This is a genomic window from Clostridium lentum, assembly GCF_014287815.1.
GTDB lineage: Bacteria > Bacillota > Clostridia > Clostridiales > Clostridiaceae > Clostridium > Clostridium lentum.
Map to the genome: position 1 here is coordinate 14,748 of NZ_JACOOQ010000017.1, position 24,145 is coordinate 38,892.

The 24,145-nt window shown below is 28.9% G+C and carries 27 protein-coding genes; 9 read left to right on the top strand and 18 right to left on the bottom strand.

Going from position 1 to position 24,145, the window contains the following annotated elements; genetic code table 11:
- Positions 1-74 precede the first annotated feature (74 nt).
- From queF to H8R92_RS10150, 5 genes are all read right to left on the bottom strand, one after another.
- Positions 75-548, bottom strand: a complete 474-nt coding sequence (queF, locus tag H8R92_RS10130; protein ID WP_022211871.1) for a preQ(1) synthase — start codon at positions 546-548, stop codon at positions 75-77.
- Positions 549-551: 3 nt separating this feature from the next.
- Positions 552-1,040 (bottom strand): QueT transporter family protein, encoded by a 489-nt coding sequence (locus H8R92_RS10135; RefSeq protein WP_186835390.1) that lies wholly within the window; start codon positions 1,038-1,040, stop codon positions 552-554.
- Between the two features lie 171 nt (positions 1,041-1,211).
- Positions 1,212-1,943: a glycerophosphodiester phosphodiesterase gene (locus H8R92_RS10140; RefSeq protein ID WP_186835391.1), complete on the bottom strand. Its 732-nt coding sequence runs from the start codon at positions 1,941-1,943 to the stop codon at positions 1,212-1,214.
- 240 nt (positions 1,944-2,183) lie between these two features.
- Positions 2,184-2,687 carry a DedA family protein gene (locus tag H8R92_RS10145; RefSeq protein ID WP_186835392.1) on the bottom strand — a complete coding sequence of 168 codons (504 nt, stop codon included), beginning with the start codon at positions 2,685-2,687 and terminating at the stop codon, positions 2,184-2,186.
- A gap of 159 nt (positions 2,688-2,846) precedes the next feature.
- A complete protein-coding gene (locus tag H8R92_RS10150) occupies positions 2,847-3,350 on the bottom strand; it encodes a DedA family protein (RefSeq protein ID WP_186835393.1) in 504 nt (167 codons plus the stop codon).
- A gap of 228 nt (positions 3,351-3,578) precedes the next feature.
- On the opposite strand from H8R92_RS10150, the gene H8R92_RS10155 reads away from it, so the two are divergent.
- Positions 3,579-4,448 carry a methionyl aminopeptidase gene (locus tag H8R92_RS10155; protein ID WP_022211875.1) on the top strand — a complete coding sequence of 290 codons (870 nt, stop codon included), beginning with the start codon at positions 3,579-3,581 and terminating at the stop codon, positions 4,446-4,448.
- 72 nt (positions 4,449-4,520) lie between these two features.
- Here H8R92_RS10155 and H8R92_RS10160 read toward each other — a convergent pair whose 3' ends face one another.
- On the bottom strand, positions 4,521-4,694 hold the full coding sequence (locus tag H8R92_RS10160) for a hypothetical protein (protein WP_186835394.1): 174 nt from the start codon (positions 4,692-4,694) through the stop codon (positions 4,521-4,523).
- 106 nt (positions 4,695-4,800) lie between these two features.
- On the opposite strand from H8R92_RS10160, the gene H8R92_RS10165 reads away from it, so the two are divergent.
- A complete protein-coding gene (locus tag H8R92_RS10165) occupies positions 4,801-5,223 on the top strand; it encodes a cytidine deaminase (protein ID WP_022211877.1) in 423 nt (140 codons plus the stop codon).
- A gap of 97 nt (positions 5,224-5,320) precedes the next feature.
- On the opposite strand, the gene H8R92_RS10170 is transcribed toward H8R92_RS10165, so the two are convergent.
- From H8R92_RS10170 to H8R92_RS10180, 3 genes are all read right to left on the bottom strand, one after another.
- Positions 5,321-6,019 (bottom strand): pseudouridine synthase, encoded by a 699-nt coding sequence (locus H8R92_RS10170; RefSeq protein WP_186835415.1) that lies wholly within the window; start codon positions 6,017-6,019, stop codon positions 5,321-5,323.
- Positions 6,020-6,129: 110 nt separating this feature from the next.
- On the bottom strand, positions 6,130-6,930 hold the full coding sequence (locus H8R92_RS10175) for a glycerophosphodiester phosphodiesterase (RefSeq protein WP_186835395.1): 801 nt from the start codon (positions 6,928-6,930) through the stop codon (positions 6,130-6,132).
- 226 nt (positions 6,931-7,156) lie between these two features.
- Entirely contained in the window at positions 7,157-7,597 is a 441-nt protein-coding gene (locus tag H8R92_RS10180; RefSeq protein ID WP_022211880.1) for a hypothetical protein, read from the bottom strand.
- Positions 7,598-7,893: 296 nt separating this feature from the next.
- Here H8R92_RS10180 and H8R92_RS10185 point away from each other — a divergent pair, with 296 nt between their 5' ends.
- The 4 genes from H8R92_RS10185 to H8R92_RS10200 are packed head-to-tail and all read left to right on the top strand — an operon-like array spanning position 7,894 to position 10,608.
- Positions 7,894-8,559: a DUF969 domain-containing protein gene (locus H8R92_RS10185; protein ID WP_022211881.1), complete on the top strand. Its 666-nt coding sequence runs from the start codon at positions 7,894-7,896 to the stop codon at positions 8,557-8,559.
- A gap of 21 nt (positions 8,560-8,580) precedes the next feature.
- Positions 8,581-9,510, top strand: coding sequence for a DUF979 domain-containing protein (locus H8R92_RS10190; RefSeq protein WP_022211882.1), 930 nt, complete (start codon positions 8,581-8,583; stop codon positions 9,508-9,510).
- Positions 9,511-9,523: 13 nt separating this feature from the next.
- Positions 9,524-10,165: a pyroglutamyl-peptidase I gene (gene pcp / locus H8R92_RS10195; protein ID WP_022211883.1), complete on the top strand. Its 642-nt coding sequence runs from the start codon at positions 9,524-9,526 to the stop codon at positions 10,163-10,165.
- Positions 10,165-10,608, top strand: coding sequence for a gamma-glutamylcyclotransferase family protein (locus tag H8R92_RS10200; protein ID WP_022166363.1), 444 nt, complete (start codon positions 10,165-10,167; stop codon positions 10,606-10,608). Before pcp ends, H8R92_RS10200 begins: the two co-directional genes overlap by 1 nt.
- A gap of 40 nt (positions 10,609-10,648) precedes the next feature.
- On the opposite strand, the gene H8R92_RS10205 is transcribed toward H8R92_RS10200, so the two are convergent.
- Positions 10,649-11,890, bottom strand: a complete 1,242-nt coding sequence (locus H8R92_RS10205) for an NAD(P)-dependent oxidoreductase (RefSeq protein WP_186835396.1) — start codon at positions 11,888-11,890, stop codon at positions 10,649-10,651.
- 59 nt (positions 11,891-11,949) lie between these two features.
- Complete coding sequence (locus tag H8R92_RS10210; RefSeq protein WP_186835397.1) at positions 11,950-12,525, bottom strand: hypothetical protein; 576 nt, start codon at positions 12,523-12,525, stop codon at positions 11,950-11,952.
- Between the two features lie 150 nt (positions 12,526-12,675).
- On the opposite strand from H8R92_RS10210, the gene H8R92_RS10215 reads away from it, so the two are divergent.
- Both H8R92_RS10215 and H8R92_RS10220 read left to right on the top strand, forming a co-directional pair.
- On the top strand, positions 12,676-13,254 hold the full coding sequence (locus tag H8R92_RS10215) for a protein kinase family protein (RefSeq protein ID WP_186835398.1): 579 nt from the start codon (positions 12,676-12,678) through the stop codon (positions 13,252-13,254).
- 118 nt (positions 13,255-13,372) lie between these two features.
- Positions 13,373-13,768: a hypothetical protein gene (locus tag H8R92_RS10220; protein ID WP_022211887.1), complete on the top strand. Its 396-nt coding sequence runs from the start codon at positions 13,373-13,375 to the stop codon at positions 13,766-13,768.
- Here the strand turns inward: H8R92_RS10220 and H8R92_RS10225 are convergent.
- The gene (locus H8R92_RS10225) at positions 13,745-15,109 is read right to left on the bottom strand and encodes a Na+/H+ antiporter NhaC family protein (RefSeq protein WP_186835399.1); all 1,365 of its coding nucleotides are present in this window, start codon (positions 15,107-15,109) and stop codon (positions 13,745-13,747) included. The two genes, H8R92_RS10220 and H8R92_RS10225, sit on opposite strands and share 24 nt — an antisense overlap.
- 234 nt (positions 15,110-15,343) lie before the next feature.
- On the opposite strand from H8R92_RS10225, the gene H8R92_RS10230 reads away from it, so the two are divergent.
- Complete coding sequence (locus H8R92_RS10230) at positions 15,344-16,858, top strand: bifunctional metallophosphatase/5'-nucleotidase (protein ID WP_186835400.1); 1,515 nt, start codon at positions 15,344-15,346, stop codon at positions 16,856-16,858.
- Positions 16,859-16,919: 61 nt separating this feature from the next.
- Here the strand turns inward: H8R92_RS10230 and H8R92_RS10235 are convergent, their stop codons facing one another.
- The 6 genes from H8R92_RS10235 to H8R92_RS10260 all read right to left on the bottom strand — a co-directional run bounded on the left by H8R92_RS10235 (position 16,920) and on the right by H8R92_RS10260 (position 24,129).
- On the bottom strand, positions 16,920-19,721 hold the full coding sequence (locus tag H8R92_RS10235) for a carbohydrate binding domain-containing protein (RefSeq protein WP_186835401.1): 2,802 nt from the start codon (positions 19,719-19,721) through the stop codon (positions 16,920-16,922).
- A 38-nt stretch (positions 19,722-19,759) separates the two neighbouring features.
- On the bottom strand, positions 19,760-20,485 hold the full coding sequence (gene bglS / locus H8R92_RS10240) for a beta-glucanase (protein ID WP_022211891.1): 726 nt from the start codon (positions 20,483-20,485) through the stop codon (positions 19,760-19,762).
- A gap of 117 nt (positions 20,486-20,602) precedes the next feature.
- On the bottom strand, positions 20,603-20,914 hold the full coding sequence (locus H8R92_RS10245) for a PTS sugar transporter subunit IIA (RefSeq protein WP_022211892.1): 312 nt from the start codon (positions 20,912-20,914) through the stop codon (positions 20,603-20,605).
- A 24-nt stretch (positions 20,915-20,938) separates the two neighbouring features.
- On the bottom strand, positions 20,939-22,309 hold the full coding sequence (locus tag H8R92_RS10250) for a PTS sugar transporter subunit IIC (RefSeq protein ID WP_022211893.1): 1,371 nt from the start codon (positions 22,307-22,309) through the stop codon (positions 20,939-20,941).
- A gap of 40 nt (positions 22,310-22,349) precedes the next feature.
- Positions 22,350-22,652, bottom strand: a complete 303-nt coding sequence (locus tag H8R92_RS10255) for a PTS sugar transporter subunit IIB (protein WP_022211894.1) — start codon at positions 22,650-22,652, stop codon at positions 22,350-22,352.
- Positions 22,653-22,689: 37 nt separating this feature from the next.
- Positions 22,690-24,129 (bottom strand): glycoside hydrolase family 1 protein, encoded by a 1,440-nt coding sequence (locus H8R92_RS10260; RefSeq protein ID WP_022211895.1) that lies wholly within the window; start codon positions 24,127-24,129, stop codon positions 22,690-22,692.
- Between the last annotated feature and the right edge of the window lie 16 nt (positions 24,130-24,145).

A 24,145-nucleotide genomic window follows, 5' to 3' on the forward strand; every position in this document is an offset into this window, starting at 1 on the left:
TCAATAAATTATATCCATATTTTACATAAAAATAATAGTGCCATATTAATTTTTATTAATATAGCACATAAAATTTATCTATTATCTATTTTTTCAGGATATAAATCATGATTTGCTAATCTGTTAAAAGCAACCTCTTCCCACCTTGTTCCTGGCTTTCCATAGTTGCAATATGGATCTATGGAAATTCCACCTCTTGGTGTAAACTTTCCCCATACCTCTATATACTTAGGTTCCATAAGCTTTATTAAATCCTTCATTATTATATTCATACAATCCTCATGGAAATCACCATGATTTCTAAAGGTAAATAAATATAACTTTAATGATTTACTTTCAACCATGTATTTATCAGGTACGTATGATATGTAGATAGTTGCAAAATCTGGTTGACCAGTTATTGGACAAAGGCTTGTAAACTCTGGACAATTAAACTTTACAAAATAATCATTATCTGGATGTTTATTTTCAAATCTTTCTAATATTTTAGGATTATAATCATATTCATATTTAGTATTTTGATTTCCAAGTAAAGTTATTTCCTTCATAAATTAAATCTCCTTAATCTTACTGCTAAGTATTTTTATTATAATTACTCCTAATATACCTGGTATAACTTGTCCTACACATAAGCTAAATGCCATAGCTTTATAAGGTATTCCTAATAAATATGATAACCAAGTAGCTACCCCTAGTCCCGGCACAAATATTATTGAAATTGCTGCTAAATTTATATTTAGCTTATACTTTCTTATAAGAACAATAAGGAATGATGTTGTTATTCCAACTAATCCTCCACCTAGCATATCTAAGACTCCTAAACCTCCCATTATTGTGTTAGATATTATATTTGCAATACCTAATGGTAAAACTAGAAAAGGGAAGATGTATGATAAAGAATATATTGTTGTGGCAATCCTTATTTGAAATTGCCCAAAAGCAAAAGATTGTGTACAAAACATTATAACTACATAAAGAGCAATTACTAATGCTGATAATGTTAACCTTTTTGTTGAATTAATTTTTATATTATTTTCCATGAAAATCACCTCCAAAGCATAAAAAAAGGGCATAAAAATGCCCTATTGTTTTAGAATATAATCTTCACTTCCTAGTTTTGTTTATAGACAGGAGGGTCACGAACTGTCTTATTAAATTCACCTAATTGAGAATATCATACATTTTACCTAAAATCAACTATTTTTATAATTTTATCCTTTAAGTTCTTCTTGCATAATTTCATCTAACAACGCTGGATAATTAGTAATAATCCCATCTACCTTAGCTGCAATAAGTAGCCTCATATATAGAGGTAAATCAACTGTATATACATTAATCTTTAAATTATTGGCATGGACTTCCTTTATTAACTCTGCTGAAACCAGTCTTAAATCTGGATGAATTGCATCAGCCTTTAACTCCTTAGCAACTTTAACTATATTTTCTATAGGCTCATAATATAATAATCCTGTTTTAATTTCTCCATCTATTTGCTTACATAACTTTATAGAGTTTGGATTAAAGCTTGAGATAATTACTCTTTCTTTCATTTCATAATCTTCAATCATATTTATTACATCTTGTTCAATTCCTGCATAATGTATCATATCTGTCTTTAATTCGATATTTAAAATCACATCACTATTCCTTATTAAGTTTAATACTTCTTCTAAAGTTGGAATCCCTGTTCCTTGCACTCCTTCAAACAAAGCTCTTCTAGTTTGAAGTTCTTTAAGCTCCCTTAAAGTAAAATCCTTTACCAACCCTTTTCCTTTAAAGGTTCTCTCAACCTCTTCATCATGAATAACAACTATCTTATTATCCTTTGTTTTCTGAACATCAAGTTCAATTCCTGATGCTCCACACTTTATTCCTTCTTCAAAAGCAAGCAATGTATTTTCTGGATAATCAGAACTTGCTCCTCTATGGGCAAAATTTATCATTATACATAAGCCTCCTATTTCTTACTCAATATAATTCATATTCTTATTTCCATAAACTAATACATTATTTTAATTATAATATTCTTAGAATTTATAGTACATATTTAACCATTTCACACAAAATTCCTATAATACCTACTCCGCATAAAAAACCAGTAAATACTCTTTTTCTAAAAATATAAAAAAGTGGCTTCCTTAAGAAAGCTCCTTTTTCAACTCATCATTCATAATTCATTATTATCACAGCAGTGCTTTACTTGTTATATATCCCCCAAAGATAAATACTAAATTCCATATAGCTATACCCATGGTAGAATAAATTGTAAATTCAAATATATCTTCTTTAACAGTTCCTGAAATCAAAGAAACTATAGTCCGTACAACTGGCAAAAGCCTACAAACAAACACACCTTTACTACCAAATCTTTTACTAAAATCAAAAGCTTTATCAATGGAACCCTTTGCTTTAGGAAATTTTTTCTTTATCCATTCTAATAAAGGATTTCCTACATAATATCCTACATAATATAGTGATATACTTCCTAAAACACCAGCTAAAACAGATATTATAAACATTCCAAAAAAGCTATATTCATTATTGGCAATAAGTACTCCTATGGCTGGTAGTATTACTCCACCTGGCAACCCAGGAAGATTTAAATACTCTAGATACACTATAAAAAACAAAAATATTATTCCATACTTTAATATGTATTCAACAACTAAATTAACATTATTTATCATAAACTTACCTCATAATCATTCTTAAAACGAATATACTTAATTTTATATTTCTATTATATATTAGATATGGTCACCTTTTCTATATATTATACTCTAAAGCTTTTTACTATAGTGATATAGTTATTTATCGTATAAATAACTATATCACTATATATCTTATTATCTGTTAATTAAATTTATTGTTAAATAACCACTTAACATTAATACTAAATTCCATATCCCAATACCAATTGATGAAAATATTAAAAACTCTATTAAACTTTCCTTTACACTTCCACATACTAAAGATACCAATGTTCGCACTCCAGGAATAAATCTGCATAAAAGTACACCATTACTACCATATTTATTTGTATACATTAAAATTTTATCTATTGTTTCCTTGCTTTTAGGAAACCTATTCTTTACCCAATTAATCATAGGATTCCCTATGAAATATCCTAAATAATACAACGTCAAACTTCCTAATATTGCAGCTACTAACGTTAGTATAAACACGTAAATAAAACTATATTCATACTTGGCTACAAAAACCCCTATGGCTGGCATTAAAATTGATGATGCTAAACCTGGAAAATTTAACTGTTCTAAAAATAAAAGTAAAAATATAACTGCTGTTCCATACTTTAATATATATTGGATTATTATTTGAGAATTATTCATATATCATTTTCCTTTCTTCATTACTATTTGCTTATATCATAATTCTTTTAAAGTATTACATCATTAATAATATTTACCACTTTTTACCATATTATTACTTATGAATTAAATCACGCTATATTTTTTACAAAATAATTGAAAATAATTATCACTTATTCTATTTTCCCTTTTTCTTTTTTAAATATAGTAATATAATAACTATATATTCGATAATAAGGAGATAATGAAATGACTTTAAACAGAAATGACCACTGCTGGTGTGGTAGTAATAAAAAATATAAACAATGTCACTTACAATTTGACGAAAAAATAGCACACCATCAAAGAAATGGTGCTGAAGTTCCTCCAAGAGAAATTATAAAAACTCCAGCACAAATTGAAGGTATAAAAGCTAGTGCTAAAATAAATACTGCAGTTTTAGACCTAGTTGCTAAAAATATTAAAGCAGGAATGTCTACAGCTGAAATAGATAAACTTGTTCATGACTTTACTGTATCTCAAGGAGCTATACCTGCTCCTTTAAACTATCAAGGTTTCCCAAAAAGCTGCTGTACATCAATTAACGATGAAATATGTCACGGAATTCCTAGTGAAGATGTAATTCTTAAAGATGGAGATATAATAAATGTTGATGTTTCAACAATACTTAATGGTTACTTCTCAGATGCTTCAAGAATGTTCAAAATAGGTGCTGTACACCCTGAGCTTGATAAGTTAGTTAATGTTGCTAAGGAATGTCTAGATTGTGGTTTAAAGGCTGCTAAGCCATGGGGATTCATGGGTGATATTGCTGAAGCTGTTCAAAAACATGCTGAATCCAATGGCTACTCTGTAGTTAGAGAATTTGGTGGACACGGAATAGGCTTACAATTCCACGAAGATCCTTTTGTTTCTCATGTTGGTAAAGCAGGAACAGGTATGCTTCTAGTACCAGGAATGACTTTTACTATTGAACCAATGATTAATATGGGAGCTCCAGATTTATTTATCGATGCAGATAATGATTGGACTGCATTAACAGCAGATGGATACCCATCTGCTCAATGGGAATATACAATATTAATCACTGAAGATGGTGCTGAAATATTAACTTACTAATTTTATTAACTAAGTAATTATTTAAAGTATAAAAAATAAGTTGTAGATTATTTTAAACCTACAACTTATTTTCTATAGTTCCTTTACTAATTCTCCATTTTTAGCACTTACTGCTTTTATCACTCTGCATATGGCATATCCTAAAAATACCACTGAATAAACTGCTATATTTAAAGTATAACTACTATCCATGCTTACTTTAGGAACAAACATCAGCATTACATGTACTATTAGTTTAATTGCCATTTACTTTTAATATTTTTTCTGATATAATATTATTCCTTTATACAATAATATATATTGGTGTTATTGTATATAATTTATTTAAATTTGAAAGGTTTAGGTGAACTAAATGATAAGTGATAGAGAGTTAATTGTAAAAGCATTTGAAGCTCAAAACTTTTGTTACACTCCATATTCAAACTTCAATGTAGGTGCTGCACTACTTGGCACTAATGGAAAGGTTTATCAAGGATGTAATATTGAAAATGCTGCCTTTTCTCCAACAAACTGTGCTGAAAGAACTGCTTTCTTTAAAGCTGTTTCAGAAGGACAACAAGATTTCTCAGCTATTGTTATTGTAGGAAACAAAGCTGATGTTAAAATGGGCGAAGGTGATTATTGCGCTCCATGTGGTGTGTGTAGACAAGTAATGGCCGAATTCTGCAATCCAGAAACTTTTAGAGTTATCTTAGCTAAAAGTCCTGATGATTACAAAGAATTCTTATTAAAAGAATTATTACCTTTAGGTTTCACTAGTAAAGACTTTAAATAATTCTAATTTAATAGTAAAAGTTTTAAAAGATTAGTGTTGCAGCACTAATCTTTTAAAAACATATTATATCAAGCTAATTTAAAAATTTCAATATTTTTTACAAATTATTTTTTTCAGTTAATCTTAACATTTCCTCTACTTCATTTTTAGAAATAAATCTATATTTTCCATACTCAATACCATCTAATGTTATATTCATAATTCTCACTCTTTCAAGCTTTACTACATTATAGCCAAAAACTTTGCTCATTCTCCTTATCTGTTTATTTAATCCTTGAGTGAGAATAATTTTAAAAGTATTATTGTCCATTCTAAACACCTTACATGATCTAGTGACTTGTCCACATATTTCAACTCCACTGGACATACCTTTAATAAATTCTTCATCAAATTCCCTATCTAAAGTTACAATATACTCTTTTTCGTGTTCATTTTCTGATTCTAAAATCTTATTAGCTAAAACACCATCATTGGTTAAAATAATAAGTCCTTGCGATGGCTTATCTAATCTTCCTACAGGAAAAATATACTCTGGATAATTCATATATTCTATAATATTACCCTTCACAGTCTTTTCTGCTGTACATGTTATCCCCACAGGCTTATTAAGTGCTATATATATCTTTTCTCTGGCAGAAACCGGCTCATCATCAATAAGTATTTCATCACTTTCCTCCACCCATTGACCTGGTATAGATAAAATACCATTAACCTTGACTCTTCCATCTTCTATATATCTTGCAGCTTCTTTTCTTGAACATATTCCTAAATTGCTTAATAATTTATTAATTCTCACTATATCACCTAATTCTATCATTTGTATAATATCTAAATTATACCATACTTAATCTTTAACATATCTAAAACCCTATATTTTATCAAAAGTGCGAATTCCTTTATAATTTTTTAATTATTTATAAGACTTCTAATCCTTATTACATCATTAGTTATTATATTATCCACCCCTAAATAAATAGCTCTCTGACCTTCCTCTTCATTATTTACTGTCCAAACAAACATCTCCTTACCAAGTTTATGAACTCTTTCTACAACTCTTTCATTTAATCCTTCATAGGCTATAGAAATAGCATCAATTTCATCAATATTAAAATTTTCTGCTAAACTTCTAGTAATATATCCTATTTTTATATTACTATTATAATTTCTAACCTTTAGCAATACTCCATAATTACTGGAGGTTATTATTACTTCTTCCTCCATCTTGCATTTTTCTATTAATTCCGCTACAAGCTTAGATATTAACTCTTCATCGTTATTTACCTTTAAATCAATATTTATCTTTGACTTTCCTCTTATAACTTTTAGTGCCTTTTCTAAAGTAACAATTTTATCATCTTTCCCTATAGAAAAAATTCTTTTTCTATTAATATCATTAAAATTGCTTTCAGAAATATTAAAACTTTCACCAGAATTTTTAATAAATACATCATCATGACTTAAAACAAGCTTATTATCCTTTGTCCTGCGAACATCAATCTCTATGTAGTCTGCTTTTTCTTCAATGGCAATATTAATGGCTTCAATACTATTATCTCTTGCTTTTAATGAACTTCCTCTGTGAGCTGTTATAAAAACCCTGTGCTTTTCACAATTTTTTTCTTCAGAAAGAATTTTATGTTCTAACAAATTATAAGAAAAAATAAATATAAATACTATTATTAAACGCCTAAAAAATTTAAAGTACATCTTATCACCTTCTTTAACTTTAAAAAAAAGGATTCTAAGAAAACTTCTTAAAATCCCCCTCCTATATTATATATTTTTAATGATTAATTAATTCTCCCTTAGTATTAATGCCCATATTTTGAATAATTATTAGCTCTTTCAACTTAAGCTTAAAATATTATAGTAACTCTTTCCTTAACTCCATTAATTTATCTATATATTCTTCACAAGCACAAAAAAATTAACTTTAATAATTATTATTTAACACATCAAAATTAATAGATGTACCTAGTAATAATATTATTACTGCAATTAAGTTTTTATAAGCTTTTTCAATATCTTTTGGTTGAGAATTGCTATTATTTTTCACAGTATTATATGCATCCCAAAGAATCCCAACAAATATAGCAGTAACTATTAAATATATTAAATTAGATTTTCTAGGACTATCACTTAAATCCTCCATATTTTCTGTAAAATTAGTATTATTTATATTATCTAAAATTACATTTCTTTGCCAAAAAAGATATTCTATATTAATTATAACTCCATAAAGAATTAAAAATACAGCCCATATTGATATGTTAACAATATATAATTCTTTGTATATTTCTCCTTGCTCTTGATTTGAGTTATTATTTTCAATATTGCTTGATTTACTTTTAAATGATTTCTTTTTATCTTTCATAATAAACCTATTAAATTAACTCCTAGTTTATATTTAATATATGCACTTAATGCTTTATTCGTAATAAAAATAAATTTTTCTACAATACATATACCTTAAAACCGTATATTTATGCAACCACTTTGCATTTTTTATTATATTTTTGTATTTTTTTATATTTTTTATTTTAATTTAATATATTTATTCGACATTTTCATATTTGTTTTTAAATATTGTAATTATTTTACATGGATTTTTATTTATTTTATTTGTATAATAAAAAAACAAGTATATAATAAAGAAAGGAATAGATAATTATGTCATTAATTGGAATTTTAATTATTATAGTAGGCTTTGCACTAAAACTTGATACAATAGCAGTTGTTGTTTCTGCTGGTGTAGTTACAGGATTAGTTGCAGATATGAGTATTTCAGAAATACTTTCTACTTTAGGAACAGCATTTATTAACAATAGAACAACATGTCTTTTTATGTTAACTTTACCTGTAATAGGATTATGTGAAAGATATGGATTAAAAGCAAAAGCTATAGACCTTATAAAAAAAGCAAAAGGGTTATCTACTGGTGCATTATTAAGTGGATATACATTTATAAGAGAAGCTTCTATTGGTATGGGAGTAACACTTGGAGGACATCCTCAATTTGTAAGACCTCTTATTAATCCAATGGCTGAAGGTGCATCTATAGCTAAATATGGAAATTTAGATGAAAAAGATATTGATAAAATTAAAGCTTATTCAGCAGCTTCTGATAATATAGGTAACTTCTTTGGTCAAAATGTCTTTATGGCAAGCTCTGGAGTTCTTCTAATTTCAGGTACTTTAGAATCACTAGGCTATAATGTAGATACTTTACAAATAGCTAAAGCTTCACTTCCAATTGCATTAGCAGCATTTGCACTTTGTATTTTACAAAACTATCTTCTTGATAATAGTCTAAAAAGAAAGTACAACAAAAAATAATAGTTAGGAGGAAAAAGCTATATGGACATAACAAAATTGTCAAATACATTACTAGAAATATTTTATATCATGATAGGGCTATACATGGCTACTACAATGGTATTTACTTTAAAAGATAAAAATCATAAAACTAGAATAGGTACAGCTCTTTTTTGGGGTATAGTATCTGCAATTTTTATATTTGGTAAGTTGCTACCTCCTGCAGTAGTTGGTACACTTATTATTGTAATAGCAATATTATCTGCTTTAAAACAAATAAACATAGGAACTTTAAAACAACTTGATACTACATTTGCTCAATTAAAAGCTGATAAATTAGGTTTAAAAATATTTATACCTTCATTAGCTATTGCTTTTGTTGCTATGGCTATAGCACAATTCACTAAATTATCTGGTACAGTTGCTATCGGTATCGCTGCTGTTGTTGCATTATTATTAACATTTGCATTTACTAAAGCTAAGCCAATAGAATACATTGAAGATAGTAACAGAATGTTCCAATCTGTAGGTGTATTTGCTATATTACCTCAACTTCTAGCTTCACTTGGTGCTTTATTTACAGCTGCTGGAGTTGGTGATGTTATTTCTAATATAATTTCTGGTGTTATACCTGATGGAAACAGATTAGCTGGTGTTATTGCTTACTGTGTTGGTATGGCTTTATTCACTGCTATCATGGGTAATGGATTTGCTGCCTTTTCAGTTATTACTGTAGGTATAGGTGTTCCTTTTGTATTTGCTCAAGGTGGAGATCCTATTGTTTGTTCAGCTCTAGCATTAACATCTGGGTTCTGTGGAACATTATTAACACCAATGGCTGCTAACTTTAATATGTTACCAGCAGTATTACTTGAAATGAAAGATAAGAATTTAGTTATTAAAGCTCAAGCTCCTTTTGCTATTGCTTTATTAACTATTCATATATTATTAATGTATTTTTTAGGATTTTAAGGAGTGATATATAATGAAAGTATTAATAACAGGTTTTGATCCCTTTGGAGGAGAAAGTGTTAATCCTGCTTTAGAAGCAGTTAAAGCATTACCTGATACAATTGCAGGTGCAGAAATAATAAAACTTGAAATACCTACTGTTTTTAGAAAATCATTAGAAAAAATTGAAGAAAACATAATAAAACACAGCCCTGATATCGTAATATCAATTGGCCAAGCAGGTGGAAGATTTGGTGTTACGCCAGAAAGAGTTGCTATAAATATTGATGATGCTAGAATTGAAGATAATGAAAAAAATCAACCAATTGATATAACTATATTTGAAGATGGAGAAACGGCATATTTTACTAACCTTCCTATTAAGGCAATGGTAAAAGAAATGCAAGATGGAGGAATTCCTGCTTCTGTTTCAAATACAGCTGGTACATTTGTATGTAATCACGTTATGTACGGTATAATGTATATGATAGATAAAAAATATCCTAATATAAAAGGTGGATTTATCCATGTACCATATATACCTTCTCAAGTAGTTACTAAGCCTAACATGCCTTCTATGTCAGCATCTGATATAACAAAAGGTCTAGAATTATCTATCAAAGCTGCTGTAGAAAACAAAGAAGATGTTAAAGCTGTTGGAGGCGAAATCTGCTAATGGAACAATATAACCTTTTTGTATATGGAAGCTTAAGGCCAAACTTCTTTAACTTTGAAAAATATTTAGAAGGAAAAACACTTGATATAAAGCCTGCAGTTTTAAAAAATATGGATTTATATCATATGCCTTACAAAGGCTATCCTGCAATTACTAAAGGTACTGGTGTAGTTGTTGGTGAAATAATTACTGTTAAAGATTATGATTCTACAGTAAAAGCAATTGACATCATGGAAGGATTTTTAGGAGAAAATAATCCTAATAATGAATATCATAAAATTCTTTTAGAAGTTAATCATTTAAATTCTAATAAAAAAGAAAAATGTTATACATATTTCTACAATGCTGATATTGATAAAGACTTTAATGAAAAAGCAGTCTTTATCAGTGATGGTGACTGGAAAAACTATATGTTAAATATAAATAAAGACTCTGCTAAATAAGCAGAGTCTTTATTTATATTTAATAATTTATTATTAACTTTTAGTCTTCATATTTTATTTTAATAAATTTATCTATTTCTTCTGCCACAAGTTTTGCATGTGCTGCAGCTCTAACTACAGTATCTGCCCCTGTAACAACATCCCCTGATGCAAACACACCTTCTTTTGTGGTATGCCCACTTTTATCAGTTATTAATAATCCCCATTTATTTATTTCAAGGCCAGTGGTATTGGATACTATATTATTTCTTGCCGCTTGGCTAATAGCTATAATAACAGAATCACATTCAAATAAACCTTCTGTACCTTCTTTATTTACTGTTATAATTTTACCATTATCATCTTCTGCATTTTCTGTTTCTATGTATTTAACACCTTCCTCTGTAATTTCCAGTGGTGCTTTAAATAATTCAAACTTTACGCCATCTTCCTTTGCTTCTTCTAGTTCAACCTTAGTACATGTCATATTTTCAAATCCTTTTCTATATAATACATATACTTCATCTGCTCCACTTCTCTTTGCAGTTCTCGCTGCATCCATGGCTACATTTCCAGCACCAATTACAACAACCTTATTACCTAATCTATATACAGATGGAGATTTTAAATAATCTATGGCATAATGTACATTTCCTAAACTTTCCCCTTTTATATTTAACGGCTTAGGATTCCAAAGCCCTGTACCAATAAATACAGCCTTATATCCATCAGTTAATAATTTGTCAACTGTGATTACCGGTCCTATAAGTGTATTAGGCCTAATTACCACTCCAAGCTCTAAAAGCTTTTCCTCATATTTATCTATAGTCTCATTAGGAAGTCTATATTCAGGTATTCCATATCTTAATACTCCACCTATTTTTTCATGAGCATCAAAAATAGTAATCTTATATCCTTTTCTAGCTAAAATAAATGCTAATGTAATACCAGCAGGGCCACCACCTATAATAGCAACACTATGTTTATTTTTTGGAAGGTTCTCAAAATGAATTTTATCTAGATATTCACTTGATATAAACTCTTCCATTTCACAAAATCTCACTGGCTCACTTTTAATTCCTCTTATACAATTTCCTTTGCATTGATCCTCATGAGGGCATACCACTGCACAAATAGCTGATAATGGATTATTCTCAAAAAGCACTTCTCCTGCTTCATGGATTTTTCCTTCTTTAAATAAAGAAATAACTTCCGGTATTGGTGTATCAATTGGACAGTTCATTCTACATCTTGGCTTTTTGCATAATAAACATCTATCTGCTTCTAATAATAATTCTTTCATTTGTTTCTCCCCTCTGTTTTTAAAAAGACTTATAGCATTTATTTTATCAAATTTAAGTATTATTTATCAAATACACCAAATACGTATTTCTTAAATTCTTCAAATGTACTTTTTTCTATTGATACTCCTTTATGTATTTTACCAGTTGCAAAATTATATTCAGCAACACCATAATTAAACATTGCACTTGTAATAATAAAGTTAGTATCGTAATATCTATAATTTGCTTTATTGTCCATTGAAACCATACATATATCAACTAAATCTTTAGAATATGTAATATATCCAGCCTTATTCATTTGTAAAATAAAGTAGAATAAATTATAAGCACCTGCCAGTTCCACCATTGAATCTCCTGCCATATTAAATAACTTATTTATATTATGGAAGTATTTAATATCTTGGAATTGAATAGTCTTATACACTTCATTTATTTCAACTTCACTTAAAGCTAATTCATTAATTTTATTTTTTATATATTCCCATGATGTTGTTTCTCTAATTGAATTATTCTTTATAACATTTTGAAATTTTTCAAACATCTCTTCAGCATCATTTCCCTTATGTATCAAAGTTCCATTTATATTAACTGTATATTGTCCACCAGAATACACTAAAGCTATTTTATTTTCCATATATATACACTCCTATTTAATAATAATTATTATTATATCATATTTATTATACTTATATATAGTGTTTTCAGCATAACTCTACTTTTCCCAATAATCATATTTCAATATACTTCATATAATATTATTAAATCAATATATTAAAGTGATAAAATGAGATACATTCTAGATATAAAAAAATGTAAATTTATTGGAAAAGGACACGAAGGTCGTGTCTATCTCACACCGGAAGGATTTGCTTTAAAAATATTTTATAAAACCAAAAATGCCCATGATGAAGTAAAAATTTTAGAAAAAGTTAAAAATAGTCGCTTCTTTCCTAATGTTCTATTTATAGCAAACAAAATGGTTCTTAGAGAATATATTTCTGGTGAAAATTTAGGAAATTATCTTTATAAGCACGGCTTATCGTATAATATTGCTGTTGAAATAATTGAGCTTGTAGAGGAATTTAAAAATTTAAATTTTACACGAATTAATATTAGAAGCGCGCATATTTTCATTGATAGCAATGAAAAAATTAAAGTTATAGACCCAAGAAAACCATATATAAAAAACACACCTTATCCTAAAGATATCATTCATGTACTTGTAAAACTTAAACTTTTTGATGATTTTTTAAAATATTTAGCTGAATATAAACCTTCTCTCTTAAAATATTGGTCATTAGGATATGACTATTATATTAAAATGTCTAAGAAGAAATATTTTATCAAATTAAAGATATGTTAATTTGCTGGTAAAAGCAAAACAGCTAGTCAGTAAAACTAGCTGTTTTAAATATCCTTGAAAGAAATTTACATATATCTTAAAATATATTTATAACCAAATTTTACAAGGAGGTTTTATTTTGACTTTACCTTATTATGAAAAACTACCCTGTGGTGGAATTCTCACAATCGTTAATAATAAGTGGTTTATCCAATATTCATTCCTTCCTCTTGACCCCAACGGTGGTAATATATCAATTATCATAAAAAGTACAGATATAGACAATCATCTTATAGCCCTTCGTAATAATTTTGAACTTTTCAAATCCATAGAACATAACTGTGATGAATGTATTTATGGCATACCTGCTTATATGAATATGACCATTAATGTTCATGGTCCTTCTAAAGGAGTATGTTTAGAAGGATATTATCGTCCTATTTCCACCGAAAAAGAATTCCAATTAGTAAAAGACTCTTTTCTTTATGCAAAGGAAAAAGCCATGGAATTATTAAAGAATAAATCCACAAATTAAAAATCCTGCTAAGCTTACTGCACTTGCAATCAGTGCATATGGAATTTGACTTAGTGCATGATCCATATTATCAATACTGCATGAACTAGATGTTAATACTGTAGCGTCTGAGTAGAAACAAGCATGACTACCTAATGCTCCTCCAGATAATACTGCTGCCATTACTAAAACTAAGTTAGCACCTAATGATGCTCCAAGTGGAAGAATAATTGGTACGCATACTGCTGGTATGCCCCAGTTGCTTCCTGTAATAAATGTAAGTAATGCAACCACAATAAATGATACTGCCGGGAAAATATCTCCATTTAAATATGGAGCAACTGTTTCTATTACATAGTTAGGCAACCCTATATCATTAGCTGCTTGCTGCATAACAAAGGCCATAAACACAATGGCTATTGTTGGCACCATGTCACAGAATCCTCTTATATAAATATCACAAAATTCATCAAATGTCATTTTCTTTCTTGGTACATATAGTACAAGACACACAAACAGTGCTGCTATAACAGATATAAATAAATCTCCGCTAATTATTGTCATACCAATTAACACACCCATTGGTAATAAAAAGTCAATAAGCTTTCCTTCTCCATTTGCATATTCATCAAGCAAATCCGAATTAAACTTACTACTAGTTTCACCATAAACTTTTCCCGTTGTTTCCACTCTCTTATAAGCGTCTTTCATTTTACCAATTTTAGGTATTATCCCTAAAATGAAAAGTGGCACTATAATAACTGATGCCCATGCATAAAAAGTAAATGGAATAACTTTAAGATATGTAGCTATATCACTTCCATAATTTAATGCTGCAACAGCAGGCTCTTTTCCAAAAACACTGGCATAAAATATTGCCCATGTTGAAAATGGTAATAATACACAAACTGGTGCTCCTGTAGAATCTATTATATACGCTAATGATTCTCTTGGAACTTTTTTCTTATCACTTATATTTTTCATACATGCCCCTAAGGTCATGATGTTTAAGTATTCATCAACAAAAATTAAAATCCCTAATATCCAGGTTGTAATCAATGTACTTTTTTGGGTTTTACAATATCTTTCTAACTTTCCTGCAAACCCTAATGTTCCTTTAGACTTTCTAAGTAATGCAATTAAACTCCCAAATAAACCACATACAATTAATACCCATTGATTATCTGGATTACCAGCAGATGTAAAAAAGGCCTCAGACCATTTACTACCGAACCCAAACCCGTACATTATTATATAGGTTGATAATGTTCCTAATAATAATGCTTCTAATGTTTTTTTTGTTAATAAAGCAAAGATTATAACAATCAATGCTGGTAAAATACTTAATACACCGTATTCCACTTATCATTCCCCTTCCGTTTTATAAAATTATATTTTAGTACTTTATTTAAAGCCCTATTAAGTATACATTAGTACTACAATAAAATATATAAAAAAAATTAATTTTTTTATATATTTTCTGTTTTTTACATACTTATATAAATATATCTATATTTTTTATCATACAATAAATGTTATAATCTAAATGTAGATAGCAAACTTATGAAAATACTATATTATAGATGAGGTAATAATATGAAAAATTTAAAAATTTACTTTACTTCTGACATGCATGGATATATTTATCCTACTAATTATGTTGATAGAAGTGAAAAAAACATTGGACTTTTAAACATAATGTCAAATTTTAAAAAGGATGATAATACTCTAATAATTGATTGTGGTGATACTATTCAAGGTTCTCCTTTTACAAACTATTTAAGTAATAATGATTTCACTACTCATCCAATAGCAGACATAATGAATGCTGCTGGCTATGATTATATAACTTTAGGAAACCATGATTTTAATTATGGTCTTACTTATTTAAATAAATATCTCCATACATTAAAAGCTAAATGCTTATGTGCAAACATAGTGGATAAAACTGGACAGCTTCCTATATTACCATACGATATTAAAACATTAGGTAATGGTTTAAGAGTTGGTATAATCGGTATTACAACAGATTTTATAAATAGATGGGAACGTGCTGAAAATATTGAAAATCTAACAATTAGTACTACATATAAAGCTGTTTCATATTATTTTGATGAAGTAAAATCTTCTTGTGACGTACTTATTGGTATTTATCATGGTGGCTTTGAGTATGACTTAGAAACACATAAACAGCTTACTAAAACATCAGAAAATATAGCCTATAAATTATGTGAAGATTTTTCTTTTGATATTCTCCTAACAGGCCATCAACATATGTCTATCGCTGGGCAGACACTTCATGGCACTCATATAGCTCAAACGCCTTTTAATGGAACTAAGTATCTAGAATTAGATCTTACATTACAAAATGATGGAATAAAAACTATTGAATCATCTTTAAAAGATGTATCTATAAATCCACAAAAAGAAATGTATGAAAAATATCTTCCATTGGAAGAAAAAATTCAAGAATGGCTTGATACACCTGTTGGCTTCCTAAACAAAGAATTAATGCCTTCATCACACTTAGAAATGGCTCTAAATGGTTCAGAACTAGCTAATTTTATTAATCAAATTCAAATTGCTGAAAGCGGAGCTGATATTTCTTGTACTTCTTTTTCTAACGAAATAAAAGGCTTTAATAAAAATGTTACTGTAAGAGATATAATGTCTACTTATAAATTTCCAAACACCCTTGCAGTTTTAGAAGTAAATAGAAAATACTTAAAATTAGCTTTAGAAAGATGTGCTAGCTACTTCCATATAGATAATGAAACTATTTCAATCTCAAATAGGTTTCTAAAGCCTAAAGTGCAACATTATAATTATGATTATTTTAATAATATTGAATATACTTTTGATTTAAGAAAACCTGTAGGTTCAAGAGTAACTTCTATAAAATTTAAAGGCCAAGAGCTATCTGATAATACATCATTATCACTTGTAATGAATAATTATAGGGCTACAGGTGCTGGTGGCTATGAATTCTTAACGGAATGTCCTATGATAAAAGAAATACAATGCGAAATGCCTGAAGTAATAATTAATTACTTTAGAAAGCATACAAATGTTCAAGTAGACTGCACTAAATATATAAATGTTGTTTACTAAAAAAACTATACTTATAAAAATAAACCTATAGTTGAAAATAAATTCAACTATAGGTTTTAAATTAATTTATGCTCTTTTTCCTTTTTATAATTTTAACTCCAACTGCAACCATTACTAGAGCTGAAGCTAATATTATTACATGAGCTTCACTTCCAGTATTAACTAAAGATTTATTATTCTTATTAATGCCTTCATTTTTATTGTCTGCTCCAGGTTTGTTATTTCCTGGTTTGTTATCTCCAGGTTTATTATTTCCTGGCTTATTGTTTTCATCTTGATTATTGTCATCTTGACCAGGTTCTTTTTGTTCTTCTTTTCTTAAATTATCCATAATATTTTTTAAATTTTGCTCTGCATTGTCAATTATTTCTTGTGTTACTGTTGGATTTTCTGAAACTGCATTCTCATACACTTCTTCTGCTTCATTTAATGCAGCAATTAGCTTTTCTCTATCTTCTTCAACTATTTCATCAAATTCATCACTATATACTATTACTTTTGCATTTTTAATAGTATTAAATAAATTTTCAGTAACTAGTGGAATATATTCTTCTAATTTTACATTATCTATATTTATTGAATGTTCATCAGTAATTTGTGTTCCATTAACAGCTCCCATAGCTATACTGAAAATTGAATTTTCATCACTTTCTTCTGTCATTTCAAAAATTACTTGATATTTATTGTATTCACCTTTTAACTCAACTATTTCATTAGGAGAATATGGTCTCCAGTCGTTATCACTGCTTCCATCTCTTTGAATAGTAAACATTATTGATCTATCAATTGTACTTTTTGCATCAAGAGATAATACATACTTCTTTCCTTTTTCTAGTTTTACATTACTTTGCTTAAGTTGTATTTTCCAATCAGCATCACCAGTATCTTGAATATCTATTCTTGCTGAAGGATCACCTGTAGAGTTATCTATTGAAGATGATACTTTAGATGATACACTGCTATCTGCAAATAACTCCCACTTAGCAAATCCATTGCCGAAATCTCCATTTGTGATTAAACCTGTTTCTTTAATTCTAACATTATCAATATAAGTTACTCCATAAGCACCTAATAATAATTCTAAATTTGAATTATTTAAAACTTCTCCTGTTTTAAATTTATATTTGAAGTTAGTCTTTTCTGTAGTAATATTTGCTTCAAAGCTTTCACCATTAATTTGCGCCTTAATAGTTTTATCTTCTTCGCCATAAGCATCAAATGAAAGAGTATATTCTTTATTTTTTGCTATAGCAAGGTCTGTTTGCTTAACTATTACATCACTTAATGATGCTGGATTTTCTTTAACATCTACTTTTAGCTCTCTTGAATTATTGATATTTGGTACACCAATAGAAACATTATCTATTGTAGATTCTATATCCCAATATTTCATACGGTCTTGTCCTACATCAAATGTACCATTATATACATAGTTTCCATCCGGAAGAACTGTTTTTTTATTGTTATCTTCTGCTTCATGTTGACCTATTTTTTCTAATCTAACATTACTTATTTCAATAGTAGCTAATGATCCTTGATTACCATAGCTAAATTCTACTCTACCATTAGCCTCATCAATGTCTTTCATAATAAAATCATAAGAATAGCTTTGTAATTCATTTGTAAGATTAACTACTGTATCTTCAAATTGTCTCACATATCCTCTATCTGGTGAAGTAACATTTACTATCATTGTTCTATCTTCATCTGCTCTTGCATCAAAAGTAAGTCTATATTCACCATATTGCTTTAAAGGTAATTGAGGTTGAACTAATTGTAATGAGTAATTTTCCTTTCCTACTTCTTCAGTAGTAAGAATAATTTTATTATTTTCAATTATGCTTTCTCCTCTTCCACCAAGAGTTGTAAGTTTAATCCAACCTTCATTATCAGTTAAATCTTCATTTACAGAAAAATCTCCATTATTAATATAGTTTCCAGTAGCATCTGGATCTCTTAAATCAACTGGTTCTTTTTCTGGCTTAGTAACATTTTCATCATAGCTATCTAACTGATAAACCTTAACATAATCCACCTTAAGTTCAGCATTTTCAAAATCAGTAGTTTCGTCTGGATTACCTGGCCAATTTCCACCAACTGCTAAATTGAATTGAAGATAAAATGTTTGATCAAAAGGTGCTGGATATGTTTTCTCATCATCACCTTCTTGCTTAGTATACCAATCATTCACTGTATGATATAAGTTTCCATCTATATAGAAACGCATTTCACTTGGTTCCCACTCCACTGAAAATACATGATAATCATCAGCAAATGTAGTTCCATCTAAAATATAAGTCCCTTGCTGCTCTCTATGTGGATTACCATAATGTATTGTTCCATAAGCTTTTTCTGGCTCATGTCCTAATACCTCCATAATATCTATTTCACCACATCTTGGCCAAGAACCATAAAGATTCTCATCTGTTGGCATCATCCAAAAGGCTGGCCATAACCCTTGTCCTTCTGGAACTTTTAATCTAGCTTCAAAACGACCATATTTATAATCTCGTTTATTTTGAGTTGTTACTTTCCCTGAAGTATATTTAACACCATCTTCAGTTTCATCTTTGATGGCTTTAAGAACTAGCTCTCCATCTTTTACATAAATATTATCTGTAGAGTCAGTATACTCTTGTAATTCATTGTTTACCCATCCTGGTTCATGTGTTTCATAATTCCAGTCTTCCATATTTAATGAATCACCATCAAAATTATCTTCCCACACTAGTTTCCAGTCTTCACTAGTTTCTTTCATAAAATCAATATTACTATCAGCATATACATTACTAACATTAACCGTATTACTCATCATACTTGTTACTAAAGTGCCAACTAACACATTACAAATCTTTTTCTTCATTCTATCCTCCTATTATAGTTATTATTCTTTAATTTTTATTACATTGGATCATAAGATACCCAATCATAGTACGCTTTAATTGGCGTAGCACCATTGAATCTGCCAAGCCATGAATCTACATTTTTTCCTGGCCATAAATTCATCATTATTTTTCCTGGATGTGATGGAATATTATCATATGCTCTATAAACTTCCTTACCATCAACTAACCATGCAATGTAATTTGGCTGCCAATTAAAAGCATAAGTATGAAAACTTTGTGATGCATCAAAACCTAAATCATAAAGATATTCATGGTTTCCTACACCATTTGTATAATAATTAAACTGTACCTTAGTAGTGTCTTTACCTAAAAACTCTATATCTATTTCATCCCATGGGCTATTATCAGTTGGTCCTATATAAGTGAAAAATGAAGAAACTACTCCTGTATTTTTCGCTGGCTTCATTCTAACTTGATAAAGTCCATATCCATAAGTATCATTACTTCTATATTCCCCACCAGCATATTGTGAAACACCACCTTGATAATCTCTAGTTATTGCCAATTCCATAGTTCCATTATAAAAATTAACGTTTTGTCCTCTCCATGTGCAATCAAACATACCTCCATTGGACCATCCATCTGATTTGCTCCAATCTCTTGAGTTCATATAACTAAGTCCATCTCCAAAATGACTAGTTGTTAATGCTGAAACTTGAGTTGATAATAATGTTCCTGCTAATAAAATACCTGTAATAATTTTTGATAATTTTATTTTCATATTATTCACTCCTTTAAAAATATACCTCTAATAGAAAATGTTTACATTAAGAATAAAATAAATTGATAAATATTATTATTTATCAATTTATTTTATAGAGTTTTAGATTAAAAGTTCTTAGCCTTTTAACTCTTTATACATTTCTATCATTTCTTCAGCTAAAGATTTAATAACTTCTGCACTCATCATTTGATCTTCTGCATGCATAAGCATTAATGAAAATTCTGTCTTTTCTCCTGCTGCTTCCTTTTGTATTAATGAAGTATGTGCATGATGCCCTTCCGTAAGATATTTCGCTGCTTCAGATAATCTCTCTTCACCTTCTGCATAGTTACCACTTCTTACTACTCTTAATGCCTCAATAGCTAATGATTTAGCCATACCAACATTACTAATTATCTCAAATGCTATTAATTCTAATCCTTCCATTACTTACAACTCCTACTTTAATTTTTAAATAGTTACAGTATCTTTACTATTACTTAACTCATGTTTTCTTCTGTCTTCTTCTGCTTTTACTTCTGCTTTACTAGCAGCAATTACAAATGGTGCATACATCAATACACTAACAGCAAGAGAAACAAATCCCATTATTAATGCTAATATATTTCCACCTGTGCCTAAGAATGGTGCTAATGGTCCTGGTGTTGTCCAAGGTACTTGGAAAGCAATTGGTGGTATGATTTTAAATACAGCTATTGATAAATAACCAATCATTTCACCTACTAATGGCGTTAAAATAAATGGTATCATGTATATTGGGTTTAATACTATTGGTAATCCAAAGATAACCATTTCATTTATATTGAATAATCCTGGTGCAAATGAAAGTTTAGCAATACTCTTATGTTCTTTTGCTTTACTAAATAAGAATAGAGCAATTATTAAACCTAATGTTGCTCCTGATCCACCGTATGCTCCAAATCCATCATATAAAGCATTGAATGTTACTGGATAAGGTGCTCCCCATGCAGTTCCATTTGCTGCAGCATATGAAAGGTTAGCATTAGTTACTTCTGAGAACATAGTATCACGTACAGCCGCAATAGTATTTGGTCCATGGATACCCATAACCCAAAGTGTTTGAGATATTAATGTTAATATTAAAACTGATCCTACATTTTGTGATAATTTAGTTAATGGTTGTTGAATTACATTGTAAATTATTTCGTTCAATCCACCTGGTGCAATTTTCTTAATAAAGAAGTTTACAAAAGTGAATGAAACTGTTGTTATTATTATAGGTACTAATAACTTAAAGGTTCTAGCTACTGCTGGTGGTACTTGCTCTGGCATTTTGATTTCTAACTTATTAGATTTTGATAAAGCTGACATTAGTTCACCAACTAATAAACCAACTATTATTGCAACAAATAGACCTTGTGGCCCAAAAAATTGAGTTGCTAAATGCTTTGCGCCTTCTACATTTACATAATCAGGATATATTATAAAATAAACAGATACTGCTGTTAATCCTGATAATAAATCATCAGATTTAAGCTGTTTAGCTAAATTTCTTGCAATCAAGAATGTTACTAATATTGCAAGAATATCTGTTGATCCTTTTAATACTGGACTAAATATAGCTTGATATTCTGCAATATTGGGAAATATCTTTTGTAATCTTAACATCTTACAAACAAATCCATCTGGTGATAAAAATACTGAATTAATTAATACCATTAATGATCCAGCCATTGTTAATGGGAATGTTAATATAAATGCATCTCTTACTGCACAAATATGTCTTTGTGAATTCAACTTACTTGCTAACGGCACTAGAAATCTTTCAATTTGAGATTGAAATTTTTCCATAAAACTCATAATATACCCTTCTTTCATTCTTTATTAATTTTTTATTTTACTATTTAATTTTTTCTAATGTACTTATTAATATTGATTTTCCATCCATTATTCCATATAATCTCATATCGATTACGTCTACTGGTATTCTTCCACATGCTAATTTTTCCACTACTGGTTTTTGGAAACGTACTTGTGGTCCTAAAAGAACTATATCAACTTCATTAATTTTTGTTGAACATTCTGATACTGGTAATGCTTCAATTTCTACTTCCACATTCATATCTTGAGCTGCGCTCTTCATTTTATTAACTAATAAACTTGTTGACATTCCTGCTGAACATACTAATAATATTTTTTTCATAATTAATCACCTCATAAATTTTTTTATTATAATATTTTTATAATTCTTCTCCATTAGTTTCTATTACTTTCTTATACCAATAGAAACTTTTCTTTTTAATTCTTTTTAATTCTTTGATTTCTTTTTCATCTCTATCTATATATATAAAACCATAACGTTTTTGATATCCATTTAACCAACTTAATAAATCTGTAAATGACCATGTACAATATCCTAACAATTCAACACCATCTGTGATAGCTTCTTTACAAGCTCTAACATGATTGCTTAAATATTTTATTCTGTAATCATCATTTACAACTTCATTTTCTTCTAATTTATCAAATTCACCTAAACCATTTTCAGTAATTAAAATAGGTAACCCATATCTACTTGTTAATCTTCTTAATCCTATTCTTAATCCTTCAGGATCTATTGCCCAATCCCAATTTGTATATTCTAAATATTGATTTTTAATATTTTTAAATACTCCTGGTATACCACTGTCTTGTGCTGTTCCCTTTTTACCAGTGTTATTCATTCCTTCTACAGCACCTACACCATCTAATCCATTTTTTTCAATTGTTGTTGTTTGATAGTAATTTATTCCAATGAAATCAGGTTTTGCTCTTTCTAATAATTCTAAATCACCATCTTCAATCACTGGTGCTACTCCTAATTTTTCATAATACTTCATTGCAAATGCTGGATATATACCTTTACAATAAACATCAAGCCACCAGTTATTATTTAATTCTTCTGCATTTTCTGCTGCTATAACATCCTCTGGATTACATGTATTTGCATATATTGGTGAGAATGCAAAGCTTGGACCAATCATTCCATTTGGTACATAAGCTCTAAAAGATTCAATAACTTTTGCATTAGCTAAGTTTGCAATATGATTAGCTTGTAACATTCTCTTTAAATCTTTAACTCCTGGTGGATGTAATGCTGTCATGTATCCTAAATTTATAAATACATTTTGTTCATTTAAACTTACCCAATATTTAACTTTATCACCAAATCTCTTAAATAACGTTATACAGTAATTGTTAAAATCATTTATTATTTCTCTTGATTCCCAACCACCATATAAGTCTTGTAAATATTGCGGTAAATCCCAATGATATAGTGTTATGATTGGTTTAATATTATTTTTTATAAGCTCGTTTATTAAATCTTCATAAAACTTTAAACCAGCTTCATTTACTTCTCCACGACCTTTAGGATATATTCTAGTCCATGCTATTGAAAATCTATATGCCTTTAATCCCATCTCAGCCATTAAAGCTACATCTTCTTTGTACCTATTATAGTGATCAACAGCTACATCACCGTTAGTACCTTTATATGTTTTTCCAGGTAGCTTAGTATATACATCCCAGATACTTTCTCCTTTTCCATCTTGGTTCCATGCTCCTTCTACTTGATAAGCTGCAGAGGCAGATCCCCACAAGAATCCATCACTAAATTTTTCTAACTTTTCATAAATCATTAAATCATCTCTCCTT

Excerpts from the sequence above, each read along its gene's own strand:
- H8R92_RS10235 (WP_186835401.1), bottom strand. The coding sequence starts at position 19,721 with ATGAAGAAAAAGATTTGTAATGTGTTAGTTGGCACTTTAGTAACAAGT.
- H8R92_RS10155 (WP_022211875.1), top strand. The coding sequence starts at position 3,579 with ATGACTTTAAACAGAAATGACCACTGCTGGTGTGGTAGTAATAAAAAA.
- H8R92_RS10160 (WP_186835394.1), bottom strand. The coding sequence starts at position 4,694 with ATGGCAATTAAACTAATAGTACATGTAATGCTGATGTTTGTTCCTAAA.
- H8R92_RS10215 (WP_186835398.1), top strand. The coding sequence starts at position 12,676 with ATGAGATACATTCTAGATATAAAAAAATGTAAATTTATTGGAAAAGGA.
- H8R92_RS10185 (WP_022211881.1), top strand. The coding sequence starts at position 7,894 with ATGTCATTAATTGGAATTTTAATTATTATAGTAGGCTTTGCACTAAAA.
- pcp (WP_022211883.1), top strand. The coding sequence starts at position 9,524 with ATGAAAGTATTAATAACAGGTTTTGATCCCTTTGGAGGAGAAAGTGTT.
- H8R92_RS10180 (WP_022211880.1), bottom strand. The coding sequence starts at position 7,597 with ATGAAAGATAAAAAGAAATCATTTAAAAGTAAATCAAGCAATATTGAA.
- H8R92_RS10255 (WP_022211894.1), bottom strand. The coding sequence starts at position 22,652 with ATGAAAAAAATATTATTAGTATGTTCAGCAGGAATGTCAACAAGTTTA.
- bglS (WP_022211891.1), bottom strand. The coding sequence starts at position 20,485 with ATGAAAATAAAATTATCAAAAATTATTACAGGTATTTTATTAGCAGGA.
- H8R92_RS10135 (WP_186835390.1), bottom strand. The coding sequence starts at position 1,040 with ATGGAAAATAATATAAAAATTAATTCAACAAAAAGGTTAACATTATCA.
- H8R92_RS10245 (WP_022211892.1), bottom strand. The coding sequence starts at position 20,914 with ATGGAAGGATTAGAATTAATAGCATTTGAGATAATTAGTAATGTTGGT.
- H8R92_RS10210 (WP_186835397.1), bottom strand. The coding sequence starts at position 12,525 with ATGGAAAATAAAATAGCTTTAGTGTATTCTGGTGGACAATATACAGTT.
- H8R92_RS10260 (WP_022211895.1), bottom strand. The coding sequence starts at position 24,129 with ATGATTTATGAAAAGTTAGAAAAATTTAGTGATGGATTCTTGTGGGGA.
- H8R92_RS10150 (WP_186835393.1), bottom strand. The coding sequence starts at position 3,350 with ATGAATAATTCTCAAATAATAATCCAATATATATTAAAGTATGGAACA.
- H8R92_RS10250 (WP_022211893.1), bottom strand. The coding sequence starts at position 22,309 with ATGAGTTTTATGGAAAAATTTCAATCTCAAATTGAAAGATTTCTAGTG.
- H8R92_RS10140 (WP_186835391.1), bottom strand. The coding sequence starts at position 1,943 with ATGATAAATTTTGCCCATAGAGGAGCAAGTTCTGATTATCCAGAAAAT.
- queF (WP_022211871.1), bottom strand. The coding sequence starts at position 548 with ATGAAGGAAATAACTTTACTTGGAAATCAAAATACTAAATATGAATAT.
- H8R92_RS10230 (WP_186835400.1), top strand. The coding sequence starts at position 15,344 with ATGAAAAATTTAAAAATTTACTTTACTTCTGACATGCATGGATATATT.
- H8R92_RS10205 (WP_186835396.1), bottom strand. The coding sequence starts at position 11,890 with ATGAAAGAATTATTATTAGAAGCAGATAGATGTTTATTATGCAAAAAG.
- H8R92_RS10190 (WP_022211882.1), top strand. The coding sequence starts at position 8,581 with ATGGACATAACAAAATTGTCAAATACATTACTAGAAATATTTTATATC.
- H8R92_RS10175 (WP_186835395.1), bottom strand. The coding sequence starts at position 6,930 with ATGTACTTTAAATTTTTTAGGCGTTTAATAATAGTATTTATATTTATT.
- H8R92_RS10145 (WP_186835392.1), bottom strand. The coding sequence starts at position 2,687 with ATGATAAATAATGTTAATTTAGTTGTTGAATACATATTAAAGTATGGA.
- H8R92_RS10165 (WP_022211877.1), top strand. The coding sequence starts at position 4,801 with ATGATAAGTGATAGAGAGTTAATTGTAAAAGCATTTGAAGCTCAAAAC.
- H8R92_RS10200 (WP_022166363.1), top strand. The coding sequence starts at position 10,165 with ATGGAACAATATAACCTTTTTGTATATGGAAGCTTAAGGCCAAACTTC.